This is a genomic window from Campylobacter sp. MG1, assembly GCF_026616895.1.
Taxonomy (GTDB): Bacteria; Campylobacterota; Campylobacteria; order Campylobacterales; family Campylobacteraceae; genus Campylobacter_E.
Genome location: NZ_JANYME010000002.1, coordinates 175,939 through 195,367 on the forward strand (window position 1 = coordinate 175,939; position 19,429 = coordinate 195,367).

22 protein-coding genes and 5 tRNA genes are annotated in these 19,429 nt (G+C 28.3%); 8 read left to right on the forward strand and 19 right to left on the reverse strand.

The features are described from left to right. Positions 1–37 precede the first annotated feature (37 nt). The 13 genes from rplL to NY022_RS02410 form a co-directional block, all read right to left on the reverse strand. Positions 38–412, reverse strand: a complete 375-nt coding sequence (rplL, locus tag NY022_RS02350) for a 50S ribosomal protein L7/L12 (protein ID WP_267523392.1) — start codon at positions 410–412, stop codon at positions 38–40. A gap of 21 nt (positions 413–433) precedes the next feature. After that, positions 434–913 (reverse strand): 50S ribosomal protein L10, encoded by a 480-nt coding sequence (gene rplJ, locus NY022_RS02355; protein WP_267523393.1) that lies wholly within the window; start codon positions 911–913, stop codon positions 434–436. A gap of 186 nt (positions 914–1,099) precedes the next feature. Beyond that, positions 1,100–1,801 carry a 50S ribosomal protein L1 gene (gene rplA / locus NY022_RS02360; RefSeq protein WP_267523394.1) on the reverse strand — a complete coding sequence of 234 codons (702 nt, stop codon included), beginning with the start codon at positions 1,799–1,801 and terminating at the stop codon, positions 1,100–1,102. Between the two features lie 58 nt (positions 1,802–1,859). Continuing rightward, entirely contained in the window at positions 1,860–2,285 is a 426-nt protein-coding gene (gene rplK / locus NY022_RS02365; RefSeq protein ID WP_214118198.1) for a 50S ribosomal protein L11, read from the reverse strand. A gap of 17 nt (positions 2,286–2,302) precedes the next feature. Next, positions 2,303–2,836 carry a transcription termination/antitermination protein NusG gene (nusG, locus tag NY022_RS02370; protein WP_267523395.1) on the reverse strand — a complete coding sequence of 178 codons (534 nt, stop codon included), beginning with the start codon at positions 2,834–2,836 and terminating at the stop codon, positions 2,303–2,305. Between the two features lie 10 nt (positions 2,837–2,846). Then, complete coding sequence (secE, locus tag NY022_RS02375; protein ID WP_267523396.1) at positions 2,847–3,026, reverse strand: preprotein translocase subunit SecE; 180 nt, start codon at positions 3,024–3,026, stop codon at positions 2,847–2,849. Between the two features lie 14 nt (positions 3,027–3,040). Then, positions 3,041–3,116: transfer RNA gene (locus NY022_RS02380), tRNA-Trp, on the reverse strand. Positions 3,117–3,120: 4 nt separating this feature from the next. Continuing rightward, positions 3,121–3,279, reverse strand: coding sequence for a 50S ribosomal protein L33 (rpmG, locus tag NY022_RS02385; protein WP_267523397.1), 159 nt, complete (start codon positions 3,277–3,279; stop codon positions 3,121–3,123). Between the two features lie 50 nt (positions 3,280–3,329). After that, positions 3,330–4,529, reverse strand: coding sequence for an elongation factor Tu (gene tuf, locus NY022_RS02390; RefSeq protein ID WP_267523398.1), 1,200 nt, complete (start codon positions 4,527–4,529; stop codon positions 3,330–3,332). A gap of 64 nt (positions 4,530–4,593) precedes the next feature. Next, positions 4,594–4,668 (reverse strand) — tRNA-Thr (locus NY022_RS02395). 103 nt (positions 4,669–4,771) lie between these two features. Beyond that, a tRNA-Gly gene (locus NY022_RS02400) sits at positions 4,772–4,848 on the reverse strand. Positions 4,849–4,852: 4 nt separating this feature from the next. Next, positions 4,853–4,937: transfer RNA gene (locus tag NY022_RS02405), tRNA-Tyr, on the reverse strand. Between the two features lie 45 nt (positions 4,938–4,982). Then, positions 4,983–5,058 (reverse strand) — tRNA-Thr (locus NY022_RS02410). An 84-nt stretch (positions 5,059–5,142) separates the two neighbouring features. Between NY022_RS02410 and yaaA the strand changes: the two genes are divergently transcribed. Genes yaaA through NY022_RS02425 form a run of 3 tightly spaced genes read left to right on the forward strand, consistent with a single transcriptional unit; the run spans position 5,143 to position 6,693 of the window. Beyond that, entirely contained in the window at positions 5,143–5,877 is a 735-nt protein-coding gene (yaaA, locus tag NY022_RS02415) for a peroxide stress protein YaaA (protein WP_267523399.1), read from the forward strand. A gap of 1 nt (position 5,878) precedes the next feature. Next, positions 5,879–6,100: a hypothetical protein gene (locus NY022_RS02420; RefSeq protein WP_267523400.1), complete on the forward strand. Its 222-nt coding sequence runs from the start codon at positions 5,879–5,881 to the stop codon at positions 6,098–6,100. Then, positions 6,097–6,693 carry an NAD(P)H-dependent oxidoreductase gene (locus NY022_RS02425; protein ID WP_267523401.1) on the forward strand — a complete coding sequence of 199 codons (597 nt, stop codon included), beginning with the start codon at positions 6,097–6,099 and terminating at the stop codon, positions 6,691–6,693. The genes NY022_RS02420 and NY022_RS02425 overlap by 4 nt, the downstream gene beginning before the upstream one ends. 64 nt (positions 6,694–6,757) lie before the next feature. On the opposite strand, the gene NY022_RS02430 is transcribed toward NY022_RS02425, so the two are convergent. Next, positions 6,758–6,904, reverse strand: coding sequence for an alpha-amylase (locus NY022_RS02430; protein ID WP_267523402.1), 147 nt, complete (start codon positions 6,902–6,904; stop codon positions 6,758–6,760). A 259-nt stretch (positions 6,905–7,163) separates the two neighbouring features. Between NY022_RS02430 and NY022_RS02435 the strand changes: the two genes are divergently transcribed. After that, complete coding sequence (locus tag NY022_RS02435; protein ID WP_267523403.1) at positions 7,164–7,430, forward strand: hypothetical protein; 267 nt, start codon at positions 7,164–7,166, stop codon at positions 7,428–7,430. 378 nt (positions 7,431–7,808) lie between these two features. Here NY022_RS02435 and NY022_RS02440 read toward each other — a convergent pair whose 3' ends face one another. Beyond that, positions 7,809–8,501, reverse strand: coding sequence for a hypothetical protein (locus NY022_RS02440; protein WP_267523404.1), 693 nt, complete (start codon positions 8,499–8,501; stop codon positions 7,809–7,811). Between the two features lie 336 nt (positions 8,502–8,837). Between NY022_RS02440 and NY022_RS02445 the strand changes: the two genes are divergently transcribed. Next, positions 8,838–9,554, forward strand: a complete 717-nt coding sequence (locus tag NY022_RS02445; RefSeq protein WP_267523405.1) for a transporter substrate-binding domain-containing protein — start codon at positions 8,838–8,840, stop codon at positions 9,552–9,554. A 27-nt stretch (positions 9,555–9,581) separates the two neighbouring features. Here NY022_RS02445 and NY022_RS02450 read toward each other — a convergent pair whose 3' ends face one another. Further along, positions 9,582–10,169, reverse strand: a complete 588-nt coding sequence (locus NY022_RS02450) for an NAD(P)H-dependent oxidoreductase (RefSeq protein WP_267523406.1) — start codon at positions 10,167–10,169, stop codon at positions 9,582–9,584. 114 nt (positions 10,170–10,283) lie between these two features. On the opposite strand from NY022_RS02450, the gene NY022_RS02455 reads away from it, so the two are divergent. Continuing rightward, entirely contained in the window at positions 10,284–10,799 is a 516-nt protein-coding gene (locus NY022_RS02455) for a phosphatase PAP2 family protein (RefSeq protein WP_267523407.1), read from the forward strand. Positions 10,800–11,254: 455 nt separating this feature from the next. Here the strand turns inward: NY022_RS02455 and groL are convergent, their stop codons facing one another. Beyond that, positions 11,255–12,886 (reverse strand): chaperonin GroEL, encoded by a 1,632-nt coding sequence (groL, locus tag NY022_RS02460; RefSeq protein WP_267523408.1) that lies wholly within the window; start codon positions 12,884–12,886, stop codon positions 11,255–11,257. A 10-nt stretch (positions 12,887–12,896) separates the two neighbouring features. After that, complete coding sequence (gene groES / locus NY022_RS02465; protein WP_267523409.1) at positions 12,897–13,154, reverse strand: co-chaperone GroES; 258 nt, start codon at positions 13,152–13,154, stop codon at positions 12,897–12,899. 159 nt (positions 13,155–13,313) lie between these two features. On the opposite strand from groES, the gene NY022_RS02470 reads away from it, so the two are divergent. Both NY022_RS02470 and purB read left to right on the forward strand, forming a co-directional pair. After that, positions 13,314–15,536: a hypothetical protein gene (locus NY022_RS02470; protein WP_267523410.1), complete on the forward strand. Its 2,223-nt coding sequence runs from the start codon at positions 13,314–13,316 to the stop codon at positions 15,534–15,536. Next, positions 15,536–16,828 carry an adenylosuccinate lyase gene (gene purB, locus NY022_RS02475; RefSeq protein WP_267523411.1) on the forward strand — a complete coding sequence of 431 codons (1,293 nt, stop codon included), beginning with the start codon at positions 15,536–15,538 and terminating at the stop codon, positions 16,826–16,828. The genes NY022_RS02470 and purB overlap by 1 nt, the downstream gene beginning before the upstream one ends. Positions 16,829–16,900: 72 nt before the next feature. Here purB and NY022_RS02480 read toward each other — a convergent pair whose 3' ends face one another. Beyond that, entirely contained in the window at positions 16,901–19,426 is a 2,526-nt protein-coding gene (locus NY022_RS02480) for a DEAD/DEAH box helicase family protein (RefSeq protein WP_267523412.1), read from the reverse strand. Positions 19,427–19,429: the final 3 nt, after the last annotated feature.

Here is a 19,429-nt window from a genome sequence, read left to right on the forward strand (position 1 = left end):
ACAATATAAAAATAGCCCTAAAAATAGGGCTAAAAAATTACTTAAGCTCAACCTTAGCGCCAGCTTCTTCAAGTTGTTTTTTTGCTTCTTCAGCATCAGCTTTACTAACACCTTCTTTTAATGTTGATGGAGTACCTTCAACAGCATCTTTAGCTTCTTTTAAGCCTAATCCTGTTAATGCACGCACCACTTTAATAACATTAATTTTATTAGCACCAGCATCAGTTAGTACAACATTAAATTCTGTTTTTTCTTCTTCAGCAGCTGCTACAGCACCACCAACAGCACCAGCTACCATAACAGGAGCTGCACTAACACCAAATTTTTCTTCAAATTCTTTAACTAATTCAGATAATTCTAAAACACTTAGATTTGATATATATTCTAATACATCTTGTTTTGTAATTGCCATTTTTAATCCTTTATATAACTTTTATTCTTTTTCTTTTTTTTCTTTAAGCGCATTTAAACCGATTGTGAAATTTTGAATCGGTGCATTCCAAACTTGCAACAACATAGCAAGTAACTCTTCACGAGATGGCATTTTAGATAATGCATTAATTTTATTAGCATCAGCAACTTCACCATCAATATGACCAAATTTAATTTCAAAAGCATTATTTTTTTCAGCAAACTTAGCAGCTACTTTAGTAACAGCTAAAGAATCAACGCCCCAAAGATAAATATTTGTATCTTTAAGAGTTAGACCATTTTTGCCAGATTTTTCTAAAGCAATATTAGCTAAAGTATTTTTAACCACTTCTACCTTAACATCAGCAACTCTAGCTGAATCACGTAAAACTTCTAATTGCTTAGTAATAATACCTTTGTAATTACAAACAACAACAGCATTGCTAGTTGAAAATTCATCAGAAAGTCTTGCTATAACTTCTTCTTTTTGATTTCTTGTCATCTTTTCTCCTTTCCGATTTATGATTTAAGCAGAGAGACAAAAGTCAATTAAGTCAATAAACCTCGGCTGTCACAAATCAAATTTTTATTTAAATTCTCCAACAAAAAAACTAAAATAAAAATTTGAAAAAGAATAGCTATATTTGTAACATAAAATATTTACAAATTAACTATTCTAAAGAAAAAATTATTTTAAATCTAATAATTCTTGAATTTCTAATTTTACACTAGGACTCATAGTCAACGATAAAGCTGCATTTTTTATGTATCTACCTTTAGCTGTAGATGGCTTATGTTTATTAATAGCTTTAATAAAAGTACTAGCATTATTCATAATTTGCTCTTGACTAAAACTAGCTTTACCAATTCCTGCATGAATATTTCCTTGTTTATCTACACGGAAATTAACTTGACCTGATTTAGCATTTTTAACAGCCTGAGCCACATCCATAGTAACTGTTCCTGTTTTAGGATTTGGCATTAAACCTTTAGGTCCTAAAATACGTCCAACTTTACCAACTAGCCCCATTAAATTTGGAGTTGCTATTAATACATCAAAATTAATATTGCCTTTTTGAATTTCTTCTACTAAATCATCATCACCAACAATATCAGCTCCAGCAGCTTTAGCTTCATCAGCCTTAACATCTTTTGCAATTACAGCAACACGAACCTTCTTACCAGTTCCTTCTGGTAAGACTACCGAACCTCTTACCATTTGATCTGCGTGTCTTGGATCAACATTTAATTTCATTGCTATTTCAACAGTTTCATCAAATTTTGCTGACGCCAAACTTTTTACAGTCTTTATCCCATTTTCTAAAGAATACTCTTGTGTTAAATCAACCTTTTTTAATAATTCTTGAATTCTTTTTGCTTTTTTTGCCATATTTTTACTCCGCATTTTTATAAAGTGCTTCCGCCTTAACCCGGCGGTTAGGTTTTTATTAATCTACTACTTCAACACCCATTGATCTAGCAGAACCTGCAATAATTTTAGCAGCTTGCTCACGATCTTTAGTATTTAAGTCAGCAATTTTTCTATCAACAATTTCAAGTATTTGAGCTTTTGTTAATTTGCCAACTTTATTTTTTAAAGGATTATCAGTTCCTTTTGAAATACCTGCAGCTTTTTTAATTAAATCTGTAGCAGGTGGTTGTTTTGTTATAAATGTAAAACTTTTATCAGCATATACTGTTATAACTACTGGAATATTATATCCCGCCATATCTTTTGTACGCTCATTGAAAGCCTTACAAAATTCCATAATATTAACACCTTGTTGTCCTAAAGCAGGTCCTACTGGTGGTGATGGATTTGCCTTTGTTGCAGCTATTTGTAATTTAATTTCCCCAACAACTTTTTTAGCCATAATGACTCCTTAACTTATTAAATAATTTTTTCTACCTGTGAATACAGTATTTCAACTGGTGTACTTCTTCCAAAAATTGAAACATTAAGTTTTAAAGTACCCCTAACCATATCATATTCTTCTACAATACCTGTAAAATTCGCAAATGAACCCTCAGTAATCCTAACACTTTCTCCACTTTCAAAGAAAATCTTAGGTCTAGGTGCTTTTCTGTTATTAGCTTTTTCTAAAATCAAATTAACATCCTTTTCGCTTAAAGGAGTAGGTTTTTTAGACTCACCAATAAATCTACCTACTTTAGGTAATTTTTGAATTTTATGCCATAGCTCTATATCCAAGTCTAAGTTAGCAAAAACATAGCTCGAATACAAACACTTAGCTGTAATTTTTTGCTTACCATTTTTTCCTGTTTCTATAACATCTTCAGTAGGTACCAATATTTCCTTCAACCTATCTGAAATACCATTTTCAAAACAAAGTTTCTCTATAGCTCTTTTTACAGCCATTTCACTACCTGCGTAAGTCTGAATCGCATACCATTTATAATTCATTCAACGCCTCTTATAAAATACTTTTTAATGAAAAAGACATAATTAAATCAACTAAAGCTAGAAATAAAGAAATAACAGTAACTACAACAGCAACAGTTATAAAAGCATTCCTTACATTATTCTTTGTAGGAAAAAACACCTTTGATAATTCAGCTTTTGATAATTTAAAATAACTTATTAATTTTTCCATCTTTAACCTTTTTATGGCAGGGCAAGAGGGATTCGAACCCCCAACCATCGGATTTGGAATCCGGCGCTCTACCGTTAGAGCTATTGCCCTAAAATTAGCTCTTTAATTTAACTTCTTTATGAACCGTATGTTTTCTCAGTCTCGGACAATATTTTTTTAATTCTAACTTACCTGTAGTATTTTTAGAATTTTTAAATGTACTATAGTTGATATCACCTGTTTCTTCACATTTCAAGCCTATTTTAATTCTCATTTTATCTCCTTTTCATTATTCATTAGGGTAGATTACTCTACCCTTAAAATTTACTTAACAATTTTAGATACAACACCTGAACCAACTGTTCTACCACCTTCACGGATAGCAAAACGAGTACCTTCTTCAAGCGCAACTGGTTGAATTAATGATACAGTAATTTTCACATTATCACCAGGCATAACCATTTCTGTGCCTTCTGCTAATTTTATTGAGCCTGTAACATCAGTTGTTCTTACATAGAACTGTGGTCTATAGTTATTAAAGAATGGAGTATGTCTACCACCTTCTTCTTTAGTTAAAATATAAACTTCAGCTTCAAAATCTGTATGTGGAGTAATAGTTTTTGGTTTAGCAAGAACCATACCACGAACAACATCTTCTTTTTTTGTTCCACGTAATAATACTCCTACGTTGTCACCAGCTTGACCTTGATCCATTTCTTTTCTAAACATTTCAACACCAGTAACTGTAGTTGTTTGAGTATCTCTAATACCTACTATTTCAATAGTATCTCCAACTTTAACAACACCTTTTTCAATACGTCCTGTTACAACTGTACCACGACCTGAAATTGAAAATACGTCTTCAATTGGCATTAAGAAATCTTTATCAGTATCACGAACTGGAGTTGGGATATAGCTATCTACTTGTGCCATTAATTCCATAATTTTAGCTGACCATTCGCCATCTTTACCAGCTTTTGCTTCTTCTAAAGCTTGTAAAGCTGAACCAGATACGATTGGAGTGTCATCACCTGGGAAATCATATGAACTTAATAATTCTCTAATTTCCATTTCAACTAGCTCTAACAATTCAGCATCATCAACCATATCAGCTTTGTTCATAAATACTACGATGTATGGAACACCAACTTGGCGTGATAATAGAATATGTTCTCTAGTTTGTGGCATTGGGCCGTCTGCTGCTGAAACAACAAGAATAGCACCGTCCATTTGTGCAGCACCTGTAATCATGTTTTTAACATAGTCTGCGTGACCTGGGCAGTCTACGTGAGCGTAGTGACGATTTTCAGTCTCATACTCAATATGAGAAGTAGCAATTGTAATACCTCTTTCTTTTTCTTCTGGAGCATTATCAATATTATCATAATCTTTAAGCTCTGCAAGACCTTTTCTTGATAAAACAGCTGAAATAGCAGCAGTTAAAGTAGTTTTACCGTGGTCAACGTGACCAATTGTTCCGATATTCACGTGTGGTTTATTACGTGAGAATTTTTCCTTTGCCATAATACTTCCTCCGTATTAATAAAATTATTCATACAAATCTAAAATTATTACCTTTTTGAATAAATGGAGCTCATAGCGGGACTTGAACCCGCGACCTCTCCCTTACCAAGGGAGTGCTCTACCTCTGAGCCATACGAGCGCTCAGAAAAATATAATTCTAGACAACTAAAATAAACAAAAAACTATTTTTTTGAAAAACTTGTGAAGCGATAAAAATACAGCTCCCAGTTTTTACAAAAAAGTGGAGCGGGAAACGAGACTCGAACTCGCGACCCTCAGCTTGGAAGGCTGATGCTCTAGCCAACTGAGCTATTCCCGCATCATGGTGGTGAGTCGTGGATTCGAACCACGGAAGGCAAAGCCAGCAGATTTACAGTCTGCCCTCGTTGGCCACTTGAGTAACTCACCTTTAAACAAAAATCTTTTTTGTTCTGGTCAAACACTGTTAAAAAATGGAGCTGGTTAAGGGACTTGAACCCCCGACCTGCTGCTTACAAGGCAGCTGCTCTACCAACTGAGCTAAACCAGCAATTAAAAATGAAAGACGGCATTATATATAATTTTTTTTCATTTGTCAAGACTTTGCTATAATTTTTTGTGAAAAGGAGTAAAAATGTTTATATTATTCTCACCTAGCGAAGAAAAGATAAAATCATCAAACAATTACAATATAGAATTTATAAAAAATTTTTTTATAAATTTTAATACTTCTCAATTATCTATAAAATCTAATTTTAGGGATAATTTTTTGAAAGAATATGCTAATAATTTCAATAATTTAGAAAATATTTTTGGTGTAAAAAATACAAATGATGTATTTAAAAACTTTTCAACAAATTTATATAGTGCAATAAATTTATACCAAGGTATTAGTTTTAAAGAGCTATCATATAATAATCTAAGCGATAAAAGTAAAGATTATATAAATAGGCATTTAATAATATTTTCAAATCTATTTGGGCCAATAAGACCTAACGATAAAATACCATTTTATAAATTAAAACAAGGTATCAAAATAAACAATATTAATCAAGCAAAATCATATAAAGAAGATACTAGCAAACAATTAGATGAATTAATAAATGATTTTGTGATAGATTTAAGAGCTAAAATATATGAAGAATATTATGATATAAAAACTAATTCTGTGAATTTTAATTTCATAAAAAATGGCAAACAACTATCTCATAGCTCTAAAGTATATAGAGCTAAAATACTAAAAGTATTAGCTAATAACAATGTTACCGAGCTTAAAGAATTATTTAATATCATTAATAACGATTTTAATGTATTAAGCATAAAGACATTAGATAACAAAACAATTTTTAATATAGATGTTAAGGATTAAAATGAATTTATATTTAGTTATAATTTTATGTATATTCTTGTTGGTAATATTTTCAGTAACTCAATATTTTAACACTAGAATAAATCTATTAAAACAAAAAATATTAGCTATTGATGAAAAATTAAATGATGCAATTAAACTAATTGAAAAAAATAGATTATTAATTGAAGACAATAAAGAAAGTATATTGGCGCAAAATAAAAACAAAAAGGACGAAGAATGAATTATTTGCACTTATTAAAAACTCGTTTTGCTTGTAAAGAATTTAATAACGAAAAAGTTTCTCAAGCAAAAATCAATACTATTTTAGAAGCTGGAGTTTTAAGCCCTAGCTCATTAGGGCTTGAGCCTTGGACTTTTTATGTTTTACAAAGTCCTGAAAACATTGAAAAATTAAAACAATTTTGTAATTCTAAAAGACAATTTGAAACTTGTGCTTTTGCTGTAATTGTAGCTGCAAAAAATAATTTTGACCCAAAGGGTAGCGTAGTTCAAAATGCGCTTAAAAGAAGAGAAGATTTTGATAAAGTTTATGAATTATATTCGCCTTATCTAAAGCGTTTAGAAACTAGAAACGCTCACGAATATGGAGCTTTACAATGCTATATAGCAGCGACAAATATGGTAAATTGTGCTCATACTTTAGGCGTTGATTCTTGCATTATCGGAGGATACGACGAAGCACCGATTAATGAAGAATTTTTACCAAAAGATGAGTTTTGTGCTTTAGTTTTAACTTTTGGATATAGAGTAAACGGACAGCCAAAACATAAAAAAATGAGATTTTCGTTTAACGAAAAAGTAAAATTTATATAAGAATTCTATCTTCAAAATAAATTACATTTTATACACTAGCCTTTTTAGGCTAGTAAATCCAAAATTATTTTTTATTATTTGGATTTAATTGAGCACCACGATTTCCATGAACTTTTGCGTGAGCTGGGTTTTGACCTGAAGTACCTTTATTAGCATTAGCTTGATTTGCTTTATGGTTTGCATTAGTGTTATTCATAATATCTTCTTTCATAAAATAATTTATTATACCTCCCCCCCCCCACTCTTAATTTTTACTTAAAAAATATAAATTTAAAATTCATATATTTAAAACTTATTATATATTTAAGCATAAATTAAGAATGGGGGGGGGTAGTATAGTTTTGCAAAGGAGACAATATGAAAATTATTAACATAATAATCATACTAGGCATAATATTTTTGCATATAAAAGTTGTGCCAAAACACCTAAAGATAAATTTGTATCCATATCTACAACAATGTGATACCAAGTGCAAAAAATATGCAAAGCCTCCGCAAAAGAAGTTGTGAATAATTTAAATGATGAAGAATTAAATTTAGCAACAATACCATTTCCAAAATATACGCAAAAAAAATACGTGATTTACAAAATAAAATACCAAAAACAATGTTTAGCAAAACTACAATACAAAAATGTAAAGGAAAAATTGAAGAACAAAATATTAGAAATTTATTTTTTAATAGCGATTCTAGGAGCTATTTATACTTATTTTTATAAGTGGCATTTACACATCTAAGGCTTATTTAATAGGGTTTTGCATAACCTTTTTTCATTGCTTAATTATTTGTTTTAACCCTATATTATAAAATCACTATTTTAATTTCTCTAAAGTAAGATTTAAAATAGTGATTTTATTTTAAATTTCTAATCAATTCTCTCAAACACAACATAAACAATAAAAAATTATAAATAACAACAATTATGCCTTTTTAGTTTTTTATAGTATCTCATAATATAATTTAAAAATATACTCTCACCTATCAATAATCTTAATTAACACTTAAACAAAATAATATATTTAAATAAAATCAAAAATAATAGAAATTTCAGGGAATTTATGAAAAGTTAATCTAAAATACTTTTTACTCAAACCTTTTAAAGGCTTGAGTAAATTTTAAAATTTATAGCCTAGTTCAAAACCAGCTTTACCACCATTACCAATTAAAGTATTTTCATAGCCGAATTTTACACCAGCATAAATATTATTTGCAAAAGTATAACCAAGGCTTAAATCAACTTCAGGCGAAAAGCGTTTTGTAAAATCTACTTTTTTTGTAAAGTATTTAAAATATACACCACCACTCATTGTAAAATTATTCTCAAATTGTTTTCTAGCTGCAACACCAGCTTTTAAAAACATTGATTTTGGTTTCATATCAAAAGCTAAGTTAGGTTCTATTTTTATAGCAAGATTGTAAATTTTCATAAATTCATCATCTAAAGTTAATTTTAATTTTTCATATCCTAAACCACCTAAAAATGAAACTGAAGCATCATTTCCTGCTGTAATTCCGTATCCAGCTAAAGCTTGTAAACTAAATAATTTTGCCTTAAAATTTCCATTAAAATCTATATCCTTAAGTATATAATCAGTTTTGTAGTGTGAATAACCTAATCTTACGTCATATACAAAATTATTCTCGCCTTCGTTATAAAATTTATTTGCATAAATTTCATAACTATAAAGATTTTTCTTATTTAAATCAAATTCAGAATCAGTATCCACGCTAGAACCATAAAAACCAAAACCAACAAAATTGCTTGCAAAAGCACTCGCACAAATTAACGATAAAGCTAATTTTTTCATAACATCTCCTAATTAAATTTATAAAAATAATACCCCCCCCCCTAGCTTAATTTAAACTTACAACATATTTTTTACATTTTATCCAATATGATATTTTATAATATTTATAAATTTTATTACGAAAAGTAACATAAATTAAAAAAAATATAATTTTTTTATGTATTTTTCTAATTAATATGATAATATGGATTCACAAAATCAAAAGGAGGTTACATGAAACAAATAAATATTTTAAAACTGCGTTAATACTTCACACTTCTATTTTCTTATTTCATTTATTTTTAAATTTTTAGTTTTTAGTTTTATTTTATTTATTTTTACAAAAAAAGGATTATTATGAAAAAATTATTTATTATTATGTTATTAATGTTAGGTCTTAGTGCAAATGAAGTTTATAAAGTTGGTTTATCACCTGGATATCCACCATTTGAATTTATAAAAGATGGTAAAATAAGTGGCTTTGATGTTGATTTAGTTAATGAAATAGCTAAAAAATTAAATATAAAAGTTGAATTTGTATCTATGGAATTTGATGGTTTAATAGCTGCTATAAAAGCTGGTAAAATAGATATAATAGCATCTGGTATGAACAAAACTCCTGAAAGAGAAAAAAATGTTGAATTTAGCATACCTTATTTTGAGAGTATGAATTATTATGTAAAATTACAAGATAATGACAAAATAAATTCTTTACAAGACTTAGAAAAAGGTGCTACAATCGGTGCTCAAATAGGCACTATACAAGCCAATGAAATTTCAAAGATCAAAGGCGTAAAACCATATCTAAATGCCGAACATATGGTATTTATTTTAGCAACTCTCAATAAAAAAATTGATGGATTTATACTAGAAAGTGCAGTAGCAAAAGGCTATATGAAAAATTATCCTAATTTTAGTGTTTTTGCTAAAACTAAAATTGAAGGTGATGGCGTTTGCATAGCATTCCAAAAAGGTAATTTAGAATTAAAAAATAAATTTGATAACGCTATAAAAGAATTAAAAACTGATGGCACATATCAAAAATTACTAGACAAATATGAATTAAATCAATAAATTTTTAGGCTTATTTAAGCCTAAAAACTATTTAAATTTATTTATTATTTCGCTATATAAGTGAGATTCATATTGTTTTAAAAAATCACTAGGATTTTTATGCACATCATAACAAGCAAAAGTTTTTAAAGCATCAAAACCTAAATATTCATGAGTTTTATGAAGTCCTACACTAATACCATCAACACCTATGCCTTTATAAAATTGTTCCTTGTCTTCAAATGCAATCCTTGGTGCATTCCAAGTCCATGAAAGCATATATTTTTTACCTTTACAAAGACCGCCTGAACCATATTTTTTATTAACATCGCTCCTACTTCTACCATCACTAGTAAAAAGTTTATCCACCCCTTCATCAAAAACTTTTGCCATATACTCATATACAATCCAAGGTGCAGCATACCACCAACCCTGAATTTGCCATATAACAATATCGGCTTTTAAGAATTTTTCTACCTCAACATTGACATCGTATCCATCATCAATAGTTGTAGTAAATACATTAAAACCATTATCTTTTAAAATCTTTGTAGCGTGTTCATGTAAATTTTTGCTAAGAATTGCTTGAGAATTACTAAACGCCTTTGCACCATTTATTAAAAATATATTTTTCATGAAAAAATCCTTTTAAATAAATTTTTTAATTTTATATAAATAACATAAATATATACATAATTAAGCTAGTTTTAAAGGGGGGGGGTAGAATGCACAGAAAATTAAGGATGTAATATGAAAATAATATATTTTTTATTAATTGTTATTTTAAATTTTAGTTCTAATGCTTTTGCTGATAATATTAAAAAAACTGGAGATATATTACAAATCGCATTGCCGATTTACGCATTAGGTATCACAATTTATAATGATGATTTTATAGATGGAGGTAAGAATTTTTTAATGACTTTTATAGCTACACAAGCCAGTGTGGAAATTTTAAAAAGAACTGTAAGAGAAAAAAGACCTGATAATTCTGATAAAATATCCTTTCCTAGTGGTCATACAGCTGCATCGTTTTCTAGTGCTTCTTTTATACATAAAAGATATGGAATAAAACAAGCTATAGTGCCATATATATTAGCTAGCTATGTGGGATACTCTAGAATTAAATCCAAAAAACATTACACACACGATGTCGTTGCTGGAGCCTTATTAGCTGGAACTTTTAGCTATTTTTTAGTAGATAAAAAAATTAGTATTAACAGTGTAGGTGATGGAGCTATTATTAGTTATACATCAAATTTTTAAATTTAAACCTAAAAATCATATTTAATATTAATTTTTACTAAAATTTCAATAATTTTTAAAACTATGATATTAAAAATATCTTTGATATTTTTTTTAATATCATATCACTAAATGCCTAAAAACACGATTTCAAATAACAAATCCAATTAAAATTTACTTTATCAAGTATAATTTGATTTTATATTATTGATATTAGTTTTATCACTAAATTAATAATATTTTAAAATCATACAACTTATAATTATATTTTTAAATTTCATCTCATTATTTTTATAAATGTTTTATTAATTTATAAATAATAATTTTACAGCATATCGTTTTGATTATAAAAGCTTTTTGCTTTTGTAATTTTTTGAAAAAAACTATTTACATAATAATCACATACGAATAAGAATTACGAATTTTTAAATTTTAAAAATAAAGTATATAAAAGTAGCCTTTTAAGGCTACTTTGATTACATCATACCAGGCATTCCGCCCATACCGCCACCCATTGGCATTTCAGGTTTGTCTTCTTTAATATCGCTTATTGTAGCTTCTGTTGTAAGTAGCATTGAAGCAACGCTTACAGCATTAAGTAATGCTACGCGCTCAACTTTAACAGGGTCAATTATTCCTTCTTCATACATATCTACATATTCACCACTTGCAGCATCAAATCCTTTGTTTTCATCTTTGCAAGTTTCAATTGTATTAACAACCACACCAGCGTCAAATCCTGCATTTTCTGCAATTTGGCGAATTGGAGCTTTGATTGCACGGCGAACGATATTTGCACCGATTAACTCATCGCCTTCTAAATTTATATTAATTCTATTTGTAGCGTGAATTAGTGCAGCACCACCACCAATTACTATACCTTCTTCAACAGCAGCTTTAGTTGCACTTAGTGCGTCATCAACTCTGTCTTTTTTCTCTTTCATTTCAGTTTCAGTTGCAGCACCAACTTTAATAACAGCAACACCACCACTTAATTTTGCTAAACGCTCTTGTAATTTTTCTCTATCATAATCGCTTGTAGTTTCAGCAATTTGAGCTTTGATTTGATTAATTCTTGCATTAATTGCGTCTTTGCTACCTGCACCATTTACTATTGTAGTATTATCTTTATCAATTACGATTGAACTAGCACTTCCTAAATCCTCAGCACCAGCACTCTCAAGTGTTCTTCCCATTTCTTCGCAAATTACTGTTCCACCTGTTAAGATTGCAATATCTTCAAGCATTGCTTTTCTTCTATCGCCAAAACCAGGAGCTTTAACTGCAGCTATATTTAAAATTCCTCTTAATTTATTTACAACTAAAGTTGCTAATGCTTCGCCTTCAATATCTTCAGCTATTAATAAAAGTGGGCGACCATTTTTTTGTGCAGCTTCTAGGATTGGTAAAATATCTTTTAAATTTGTGATTTTTTTATCATATAATAAAACTAAAGGATTACTTAATTCGCATACCATTTTATCGGTATTTGTAATAAAATATGGACTTAAATAACCTCTATCAAATTGCATACCTTCAACAACGCTTAATTCATCATTGATTGATTTTGCTTCTTCAACTGTGATAACGCCATCTTTGCCTACTTTTTCCATTGCATCAGCAATTAATTGTCCGATTTTTTCATCGCTATTTGCTGAAATTGTAGCAACTTGTGCGATTTGCTTTCTATTTCCTGCAACTGGTTTTGCTAAAGCTTTTAGTTCAGCTATAATTGCTTCGCAAGCTTTATCCATACCACGCTTAACTTCAATTGGATTTGCACCAGCTGTTATATTTCTTAAACCTTCTTTAAAAATTGCGTGAGCTAAAACGGTTGCAGTTGTAGTTCCATCTCCTGCTTGATCAGCAGTTTTACTTGCAACTTCACGAACTAAACTTGCACCCATATTTTCTAAAGTGTCTTTTAATTCAACTTCTTTTGCAACGCTAACACCATCTTTTGTAATAGTTGGAGCACCAAAACTTTTTTGAATTAATACATTTCTACCACGAGGCCCCATAGTAACTTTTACAGCGTCATTTAATTTTTTAACGCCTTCATATAATTTATTTCTAGCTTCGTCTGAATAAAAAATTTCTTTTGCCATTTAAATCTCCTTATAAAATTCCTAAAATATCTTCATAATTTAATACTAAATATGTTCCATCTTCTAATTTAATTTCTGTTCCTGAATATTTACTGAAAACTACTTTATCGCCTACTTTTACATCACTAATATCACTAGCTACTGCAAAAACTTCACCATTTTGTGGTTTTTCTTTAGCATTATCAGGTATAATAATACCAGAAGCTGTAGTTTTAGTTTCATTAGCGCATTTTATTAATACACGTTTGTTTAGGGGAGTGAATTTCATTTTTATTCCTTTCTTGACTTTTTTGTCACTCTTAATTATTAAGTGCTAAATTATAATTAAGAATGGTTAATAAAATTAATATCTTAGTGTTAAAAACTAAAAAAAGTTTAGTTTCAAAGACTAAAGCAGTTTTATGAATTTATTTACAAGGAATTAATTATGAAAAAGGTTATTTATTCTATTTTAGCCCTATTTATAGTGCTTTTTATAGGAATTTATTGTGTATTATTTACAGGATTTGGAAATGATTTTATTAAAAATATTGCTGAAAAAAAACTGAATGAAAATTCAAATATATCAATAAAAATAGAAGAATTTAAATTAAAATTTTCTGAACTTAATTTAAAAATTTTAGTAAATGGTATGCTAGAAGCTAGTGTTAATGGTGGATTTTCGTTATTTTCTCAAAATCTAGACTTAAAATACTTACTAGAAGGTAAAAATTTAGAAATTCTAAAAATCAATGACCCGCTAAACATAGCCGGTAATATCAGTGGTAAATTTAATAATTTTAATATAGATGGAAAAGGTGTTATTTTTACTAGCCCACTTACACTTGATGCAAATATAAAAGATTATTTCCCAACTAAGCTAAACCTTAATGCTAATAATTTAGATGTAGAAAAATTAAGCAAAATCGCAAATGTTGATTATGCAAGTGGATTTATCAACCTAAATGCAAATGTTGATGAATTTAATAAAGATAAACTTGATGCAGCTGCCCACATTAGTCTTTACTCTGAACTTAATTTAAAACCTAGCATAACTAAAGAATTTGGCATTGATATTTCAAGATTTGGCAAGGTTATAATTGATTCAAAAAATACTTATAAAGCTAATGAGATTACTCCGAATATCAATGTAAAATCTAATATTTTCAATTTAGCTAGTAAATTTGAACCAATTAACATAACAAAAAAAGAAGTAAAAGGACAAATCGTAGCATATCTTAGCGAATTAGCCTTCATTAATCCTAATCTTAATAGTGATTTAAAAATAGATTCAAATATCACTTTTAAAGATAATATTATAAATATAGTTTCAGCATTAAATGGTAAAAATTTAAATGCTAAAAGTTTAAAAATCACTCACAATTTAGTAAAAAGTACAACATCAATTAATACTGATTTAAAAGCTAATGCTGGACTTGTAAAACTTAATGGTGGAGAAATAATTAATCTTAATGCAAGTGCAAATTTAGATAAAAATGGTTTAGAAAATGCTAGTGCTAAAGGACTTTTACTAGGTGGAAATGCCGATATTAAAATGGGTAAAAATGACCTAAATGCTAATTTAAAAGGATTAAATTCGTTAGCACTTCTAAGCTTAATTAATCAAGATAAAATGATAGATGCAAATATTGATATCAATACAAATTTAAGTGATTTGAAAAAATTAATAGGAACTACAAATATAAATATTAGTGGAAAAACAATCCCTAGTTATTTTAAAAGCAATTATGATTTAAATATAAATTCAAAAGTATTAGCAAATGCTGATGTTAAACTAAATGGTGCTGATAATATCAGTTTTGACGCTAAATTAAATACTGATTTAGTAGATAGTTTTAACGCAAATGGTAATTACAAAAAAGGCGTAGCAAACGCAAATTATGATGCGAGTGCAAATCTAGCTAATTTTAATGCTTTACTTAATAAAAATATGAGCGGAAATGTAAAAGTTGATGGGAATTTAACTTTTGATAAGATATTAAATCTTACTTTAAACTCAAAAGAATTCTTTGGCGGTTCATTAGCTGCTAAGCTAAATGGAGATAAATTTAACGCTAATTTAAATAATGTAGCGCTAGAGCAACTTGCAAAATCTTTTGATTTTGTGGATATTTATAGAGCAAACATTAGCGGAGACTTAAACTATAATATAAAAAATGCTAACGGTGTTTTAAATGCTAGTCTAGGAGAAGGTCATCTAAAACCTCATCAATCAATAAATTTATTAAATTTAGTACTAAACACTGACATTACTAAAATAATATTTGATAATGGAAAGGCCGTTGTAAATATCAATAAAAACTTAATAGACTATAATGCAAATTTAAATGCTAAAAATGCTAAATTAGAAGTTAGTAACGGAACCTACAATACTATAAGTAAAGCTATTAATGCCCCTGCTTATGTTATATTTAACAACAATGAAATAAAAGGAACATTTACTGGCACAAGTGATAAAATTAAATTTAATCCGGACGCTAAAAATACTATTGAGAATACACTAAAAATAATTGATAAATTTACAAATAAAAAAGATAAAACAGAACAAAATGAAGAAGTAAAATCTCCACAGGATGCAGTAAAATCTTTATTAAATGGTGATGAAAAGCCTAAAGATGCAGTAAAATCTTTATTAAAAGGTATTTTATAATGATTGCAAGATATTCAAACCCTGAAATGTCAAGTATTTGGAGTGAAGAAACTAAATTTAATGCTTGGCTAGAAGTTGAGCTTGCAACTTGCAAGGCGTTTAATAAAATAGGTGTAATTCCTAATGAAGATTTAGAAAAACTATATAAAAATGCTAAATTTGATATAGCAAAAATAAAAGAAATAGAAGAGCAAACCAAACACGATGTAATAGCATTTACAAGAGCATTATCACTTAATTTAGGCGATGAGAGAAAATGGGTTCATTATGGACTAACAAGCACTGATGTAGTAGATACTGCACAAGCAATTCAACTAAAAAAAGCAAATGAAATAATAAAAGCTAATTTAGAAAATCTTTTAGATATTTTAAAAGAAAAAGCAAATCTTTATAAATATACTCCACAAATAGGAAGAACTCACGGAGTTCATGCAGAGCTTACTACCACTGGGCTAAAGTTTGCTTATTTTTACGAAGAAATCAAAAGAAATTATGAGCGTTTTATAAACGCTAGTGAAGAGATTAGAGTAGGAAAAATTAGCGGTGCAGTAGGCACTTATGCAAATGTTCCACTAGAAGTAGAGCTTGATATTTGTAAAGAGCTTGGATTAAATGTAGCAAATATCAGCACTCAAGTTTTACCTAGAGATTTGCACGCAAATTATATAAGCGTGTGTGCGTTGATTGCAAGTGCTTTGGAAAGATTTGCTACAGAGATAAGACACCTTGCAAAAACTGAATGCGTAGAAATGCTTGAATATTTTAGTGAAAATCAAAAAGGCAGCTCTGCAATGCCACATAAGAAAAATCCAATAGGAAGTGAGAATATTTGTGGTCTTAGCCGTGTGATTAGGGGGTATTTAATAACTGCTTACGAAAACATAAATCTATGGCACGAGCGTGATATTAGCCACTCAAGTGCAGAGCGAATTATGCTTCCTGATGTAACGATTTTGCTTGATTATATGCTAAAAAGATTTAGCTCTATTGTAAAAAATCTAATGATTTATCCTGAAAATATGAAAAGTAATTTAGATAAATCTTATGGATTAATCTTCTCTCAACAAGTGCTTTTAGCCCTCATTCAAAAGGGTTTAAGTCGTGAGATGGCGTATGATTTAGTGCAAGGACTAACTAAAAAAGCTTGGAGCGAAAAGCTTCAGTTTAAAGAATTATTAAAAAATAGCAAAGAAATTTGCGAAATCTTAAGTACCGAAGAGATTGAAAATGCTTTTTTAGTTGATTATCATCTTAAAAATATTGATAAGATTTATGAGCGTTTGGGATTGTAAAAAAATATAAAAGAATTTGAAATTTATTATTTCAAATTCTAAAATTAAAAAATAATATAAAATCTTATATTTTCATAAAATATCATTTAAATTCATAGCTTCTTGATATTCCACGCCCAACAGCTTAAAATGTTTTTTACCACATTCAATTTTTGCATTTTCATTTTTTCTTCTTTCGTTTTGATTTAAACTTCCTTTAGTTTCTACCACAAAATAAACCTTATTGTCTTTAGCTATCGCCCAATCTGGATTATAGGTACCTAATGGGGTATTTATTTTAAACCAATTAGGAAGCTTTATGCAAAGTTTTATTTGTTCGTGAGTATTACTATCATTTAAAAATTTCTTTTCAATACTAGAATCAAGCATTACCTCATCATAAACACCTTTTAAACTTTTGTTTAATTCATCAGCATAACAAATAAATTCATCTTCAAAATTACTCAATTCATAAAACTCATCAATTTTTTCATATATTAATTCATCAATAAGTGATATAGATTTTGTTTCATTTATTTTATTACTTATTTTTTCGCAAAAATCTTGTGGATTAATAAAAATATTATCAAATATATTTTTATTTATTTTTGATAGAATTTTTGCTACACTCTTTTTGGTTATACTTGTATTATTTGCAATAATTTCAATAAAATTTGGCAAAATTTCATACCTTTTATCAATAATAAACCTATTAACTTCGCCTATATTTATAACTTCATTTGTATTTTTAACATCTATCTTATTTACTATAATTTTTGATTTTTCTAAATTTTGAAGATTATCAATCGCCTTTATACAATCACTAATAAAATTATCATTAAGCTTTAATTTATACCTAGTTTTTTGTTTGATTTTATCCCAAAGTTCTATAAATTCAGCACTCTTAAAATTATCATTTAGTTTAATAATTTTTTTAGTTGATGCATTTTTTGGTGCATTTACTCTGCTATATCCTAATGCTTCATATTCTTTTTGAAAGCTACTTACAAAATCTTCATAACTTTCATTGACAATAACGGTTAAAACATTATATTCATACAAATCACCATCAAGCCTTCTCCCATCATTTCTAACAGCAAGTCTTAAACCTCTACCTATTTCTTGATGTTTTTTAATTTCGCTTTTTGTATCATTCAAAGTACAAATATTAAAAACATTTGGATTATCCCAGCCTTCTTTTAAAGCTGAGTGCGAAAAAATAAAACTAAGTGGCTCGTTAAGGCTTAGTAATTTTTCTTTATCTTTCATAATTTTTGTATAAGTATCGTTATCATCTTGTGTATTACCTTTTGTATCTTTTTCAACACCTTTCTTATCTACTGAAAAATATCCATCGTAAAATTTACCATTATATAAATATTCTAAATTTGAATATTGTTTTATAAGATTTTTAAACTCTTCTTCAAAAATATTTTTAAATTTTGCATTATTTCCCCTAAAATTAGCTACTTTATCTATAAAAAATAAAGATATTACCTTTACTCCCAATGGAAGTAATTTTTCTTGCTTTTCTAAATGTGTTTTTATAGTTGCATGAATTTGTGCTCTTTGTAAAAGCTCTAAATCATCTTTTATATTACTTTCACCAATTTTTAATTTAAAATTAGCAAAATCTACAAAATCACTTCCAATTTCAACCACTTTTAAACCATTATAAATAGCTAATTTAGTCTTATCATCTAAAAAATCGCCGTGTTTTATTTTAATAACTTTTCTAATAACACTCCCTTTATTACCAATGTCAAGTTCAACTTTGGCATTAAATTTTTCATCAATACTAATCAACTTTATATAGGCTTCATTTCTGGTATGCACTTGCACTACGCTTAAAGCTTCTGCTTTTTTAACTAATCTTTGCTCTAAGGCATCATTTGCATCAAGTTTAAAAATTAAATTTGAACTATCTTTATGCGTTGCTGAAAATCTAAAAATAGCCATAGGATTTAATGATTTTATCCTATCTTTTGCATTTTCACTCATCATATTTTGTGGCTCATCTAGGATTATTATAGGATTTGTTTTACGAATTATTTCAATAACTTTCCCATAACCTTCTAACTCTTGATTTAATTTATTGCTATCCTTATTAAAAGCATCAATATTTATTATCATTACACTCAAATAATTATTTTCACTAAAATCCATTACATCGTTTAAATTACTAGAATTATAAACAAAACTTTTGCAAATAAGCCCTGTATATTGCTCTATAAAATGTTCTTTCGTAATTTCAAATGTTTTAATGACACCCTCGCGGATAGCCACACTTGGAACTACTATTATAAATTTACTAAATCCATAAAGTTTATTTAACTCATATATACTTTTTAAATACACATAAGTTTTTCCAGTGCCTGTTTCCATACTAATAGCAAAACTAAGCTCATTTAATTCATTAATTTCATCTAAATTATTAAGTTTTGCTATTTCATTAAAATTATTTAAAATATCTTTATTTGATATATTTAAAATATTTTTATTTTCAGTACAACCTATCTCATGAAATGATGATTTTTCTAATTTTTGCCCTTTAAAAAGTCTTGCTATGTTATTTACTGCTTTTATTTGATAATTTAGGGTTTTAAACTCTATTTTCATACA

Bases quoted from the DNA above. Each gene is read 5' to 3' on its own strand.
- groL (WP_267523408.1), bottom strand. From the start codon at position 12,886: ATGGCAAAAGAAATTTTTTATTCAGACGAAGCTAGAAATAAATTATAT.
- purB (WP_267523411.1), top strand. From the start codon at position 15,536: ATGATTGCAAGATATTCAAACCCTGAAATGTCAAGTATTTGGAGTGAA.
- NY022_RS02450 (WP_267523406.1), bottom strand. From the start codon at position 10,169: ATGAAAAATATATTTTTAATAAATGGTGCAAAGGCGTTTAGTAATTCT.
- NY022_RS02445 (WP_267523405.1), top strand. From the start codon at position 8,838: ATGAAAAAATTATTTATTATTATGTTATTAATGTTAGGTCTTAGTGCA.
- secE (WP_267523396.1), bottom strand. From the start codon at position 3,026: ATGGAAAAATTAATAAGTTATTTTAAATTATCAAAAGCTGAATTATCA.
- NY022_RS02480 (WP_267523412.1), bottom strand. From the start codon at position 19,426: ATGAAAATAGAGTTTAAAACCCTAAATTATCAAATAAAAGCAGTAAAT.
- NY022_RS02440 (WP_267523404.1), bottom strand. From the start codon at position 8,501: ATGAAAAAATTAGCTTTATCGTTAATTTGTGCGAGTGCTTTTGCAAGC.
- tuf (WP_267523398.1), bottom strand. From the start codon at position 4,529: ATGGCAAAGGAAAAATTCTCACGTAATAAACCACACGTGAATATCGGA.
- groES (WP_267523409.1), bottom strand. From the start codon at position 13,154: ATGAAATTCACTCCCCTAAACAAACGTGTATTAATAAAATGCGCTAAT.
- rpmG (WP_267523397.1), bottom strand. From the start codon at position 3,279: ATGAGAATTAAAATAGGCTTGAAATGTGAAGAAACAGGTGATATCAAC.
- rplA (WP_267523394.1), bottom strand. From the start codon at position 1,801: ATGGCAAAAAAAGCAAAAAGAATTCAAGAATTATTAAAAAAGGTTGAT.
- rplK (WP_214118198.1), bottom strand. From the start codon at position 2,285: ATGGCTAAAAAAGTTGTTGGGGAAATTAAATTACAAATAGCTGCAACA.
- NY022_RS02470 (WP_267523410.1), top strand. From the start codon at position 13,314: ATGAAAAAGGTTATTTATTCTATTTTAGCCCTATTTATAGTGCTTTTT.
- NY022_RS02420 (WP_267523400.1), top strand. From the start codon at position 5,879: ATGAATTTATATTTAGTTATAATTTTATGTATATTCTTGTTGGTAATA.
- NY022_RS02430 (WP_267523402.1), bottom strand. From the start codon at position 6,904: ATGAAAGAAGATATTATGAATAACACTAATGCAAACCATAAAGCAAAT.
- NY022_RS02425 (WP_267523401.1), top strand. From the start codon at position 6,097: ATGAATTATTTGCACTTATTAAAAACTCGTTTTGCTTGTAAAGAATTT.
- nusG (WP_267523395.1), bottom strand. From the start codon at position 2,836: ATGAATTATAAATGGTATGCGATTCAGACTTACGCAGGTAGTGAAATG.
- rplL (WP_267523392.1), bottom strand. From the start codon at position 412: ATGGCAATTACAAAACAAGATGTATTAGAATATATATCAAATCTAAGT.
- NY022_RS02455 (WP_267523407.1), top strand. From the start codon at position 10,284: ATGAAAATAATATATTTTTTATTAATTGTTATTTTAAATTTTAGTTCT.
- yaaA (WP_267523399.1), top strand. From the start codon at position 5,143: ATGTTTATATTATTCTCACCTAGCGAAGAAAAGATAAAATCATCAAAC.
- rplJ (WP_267523393.1), bottom strand. From the start codon at position 913: ATGACAAGAAATCAAAAAGAAGAAGTTATAGCAAGACTTTCTGATGAA.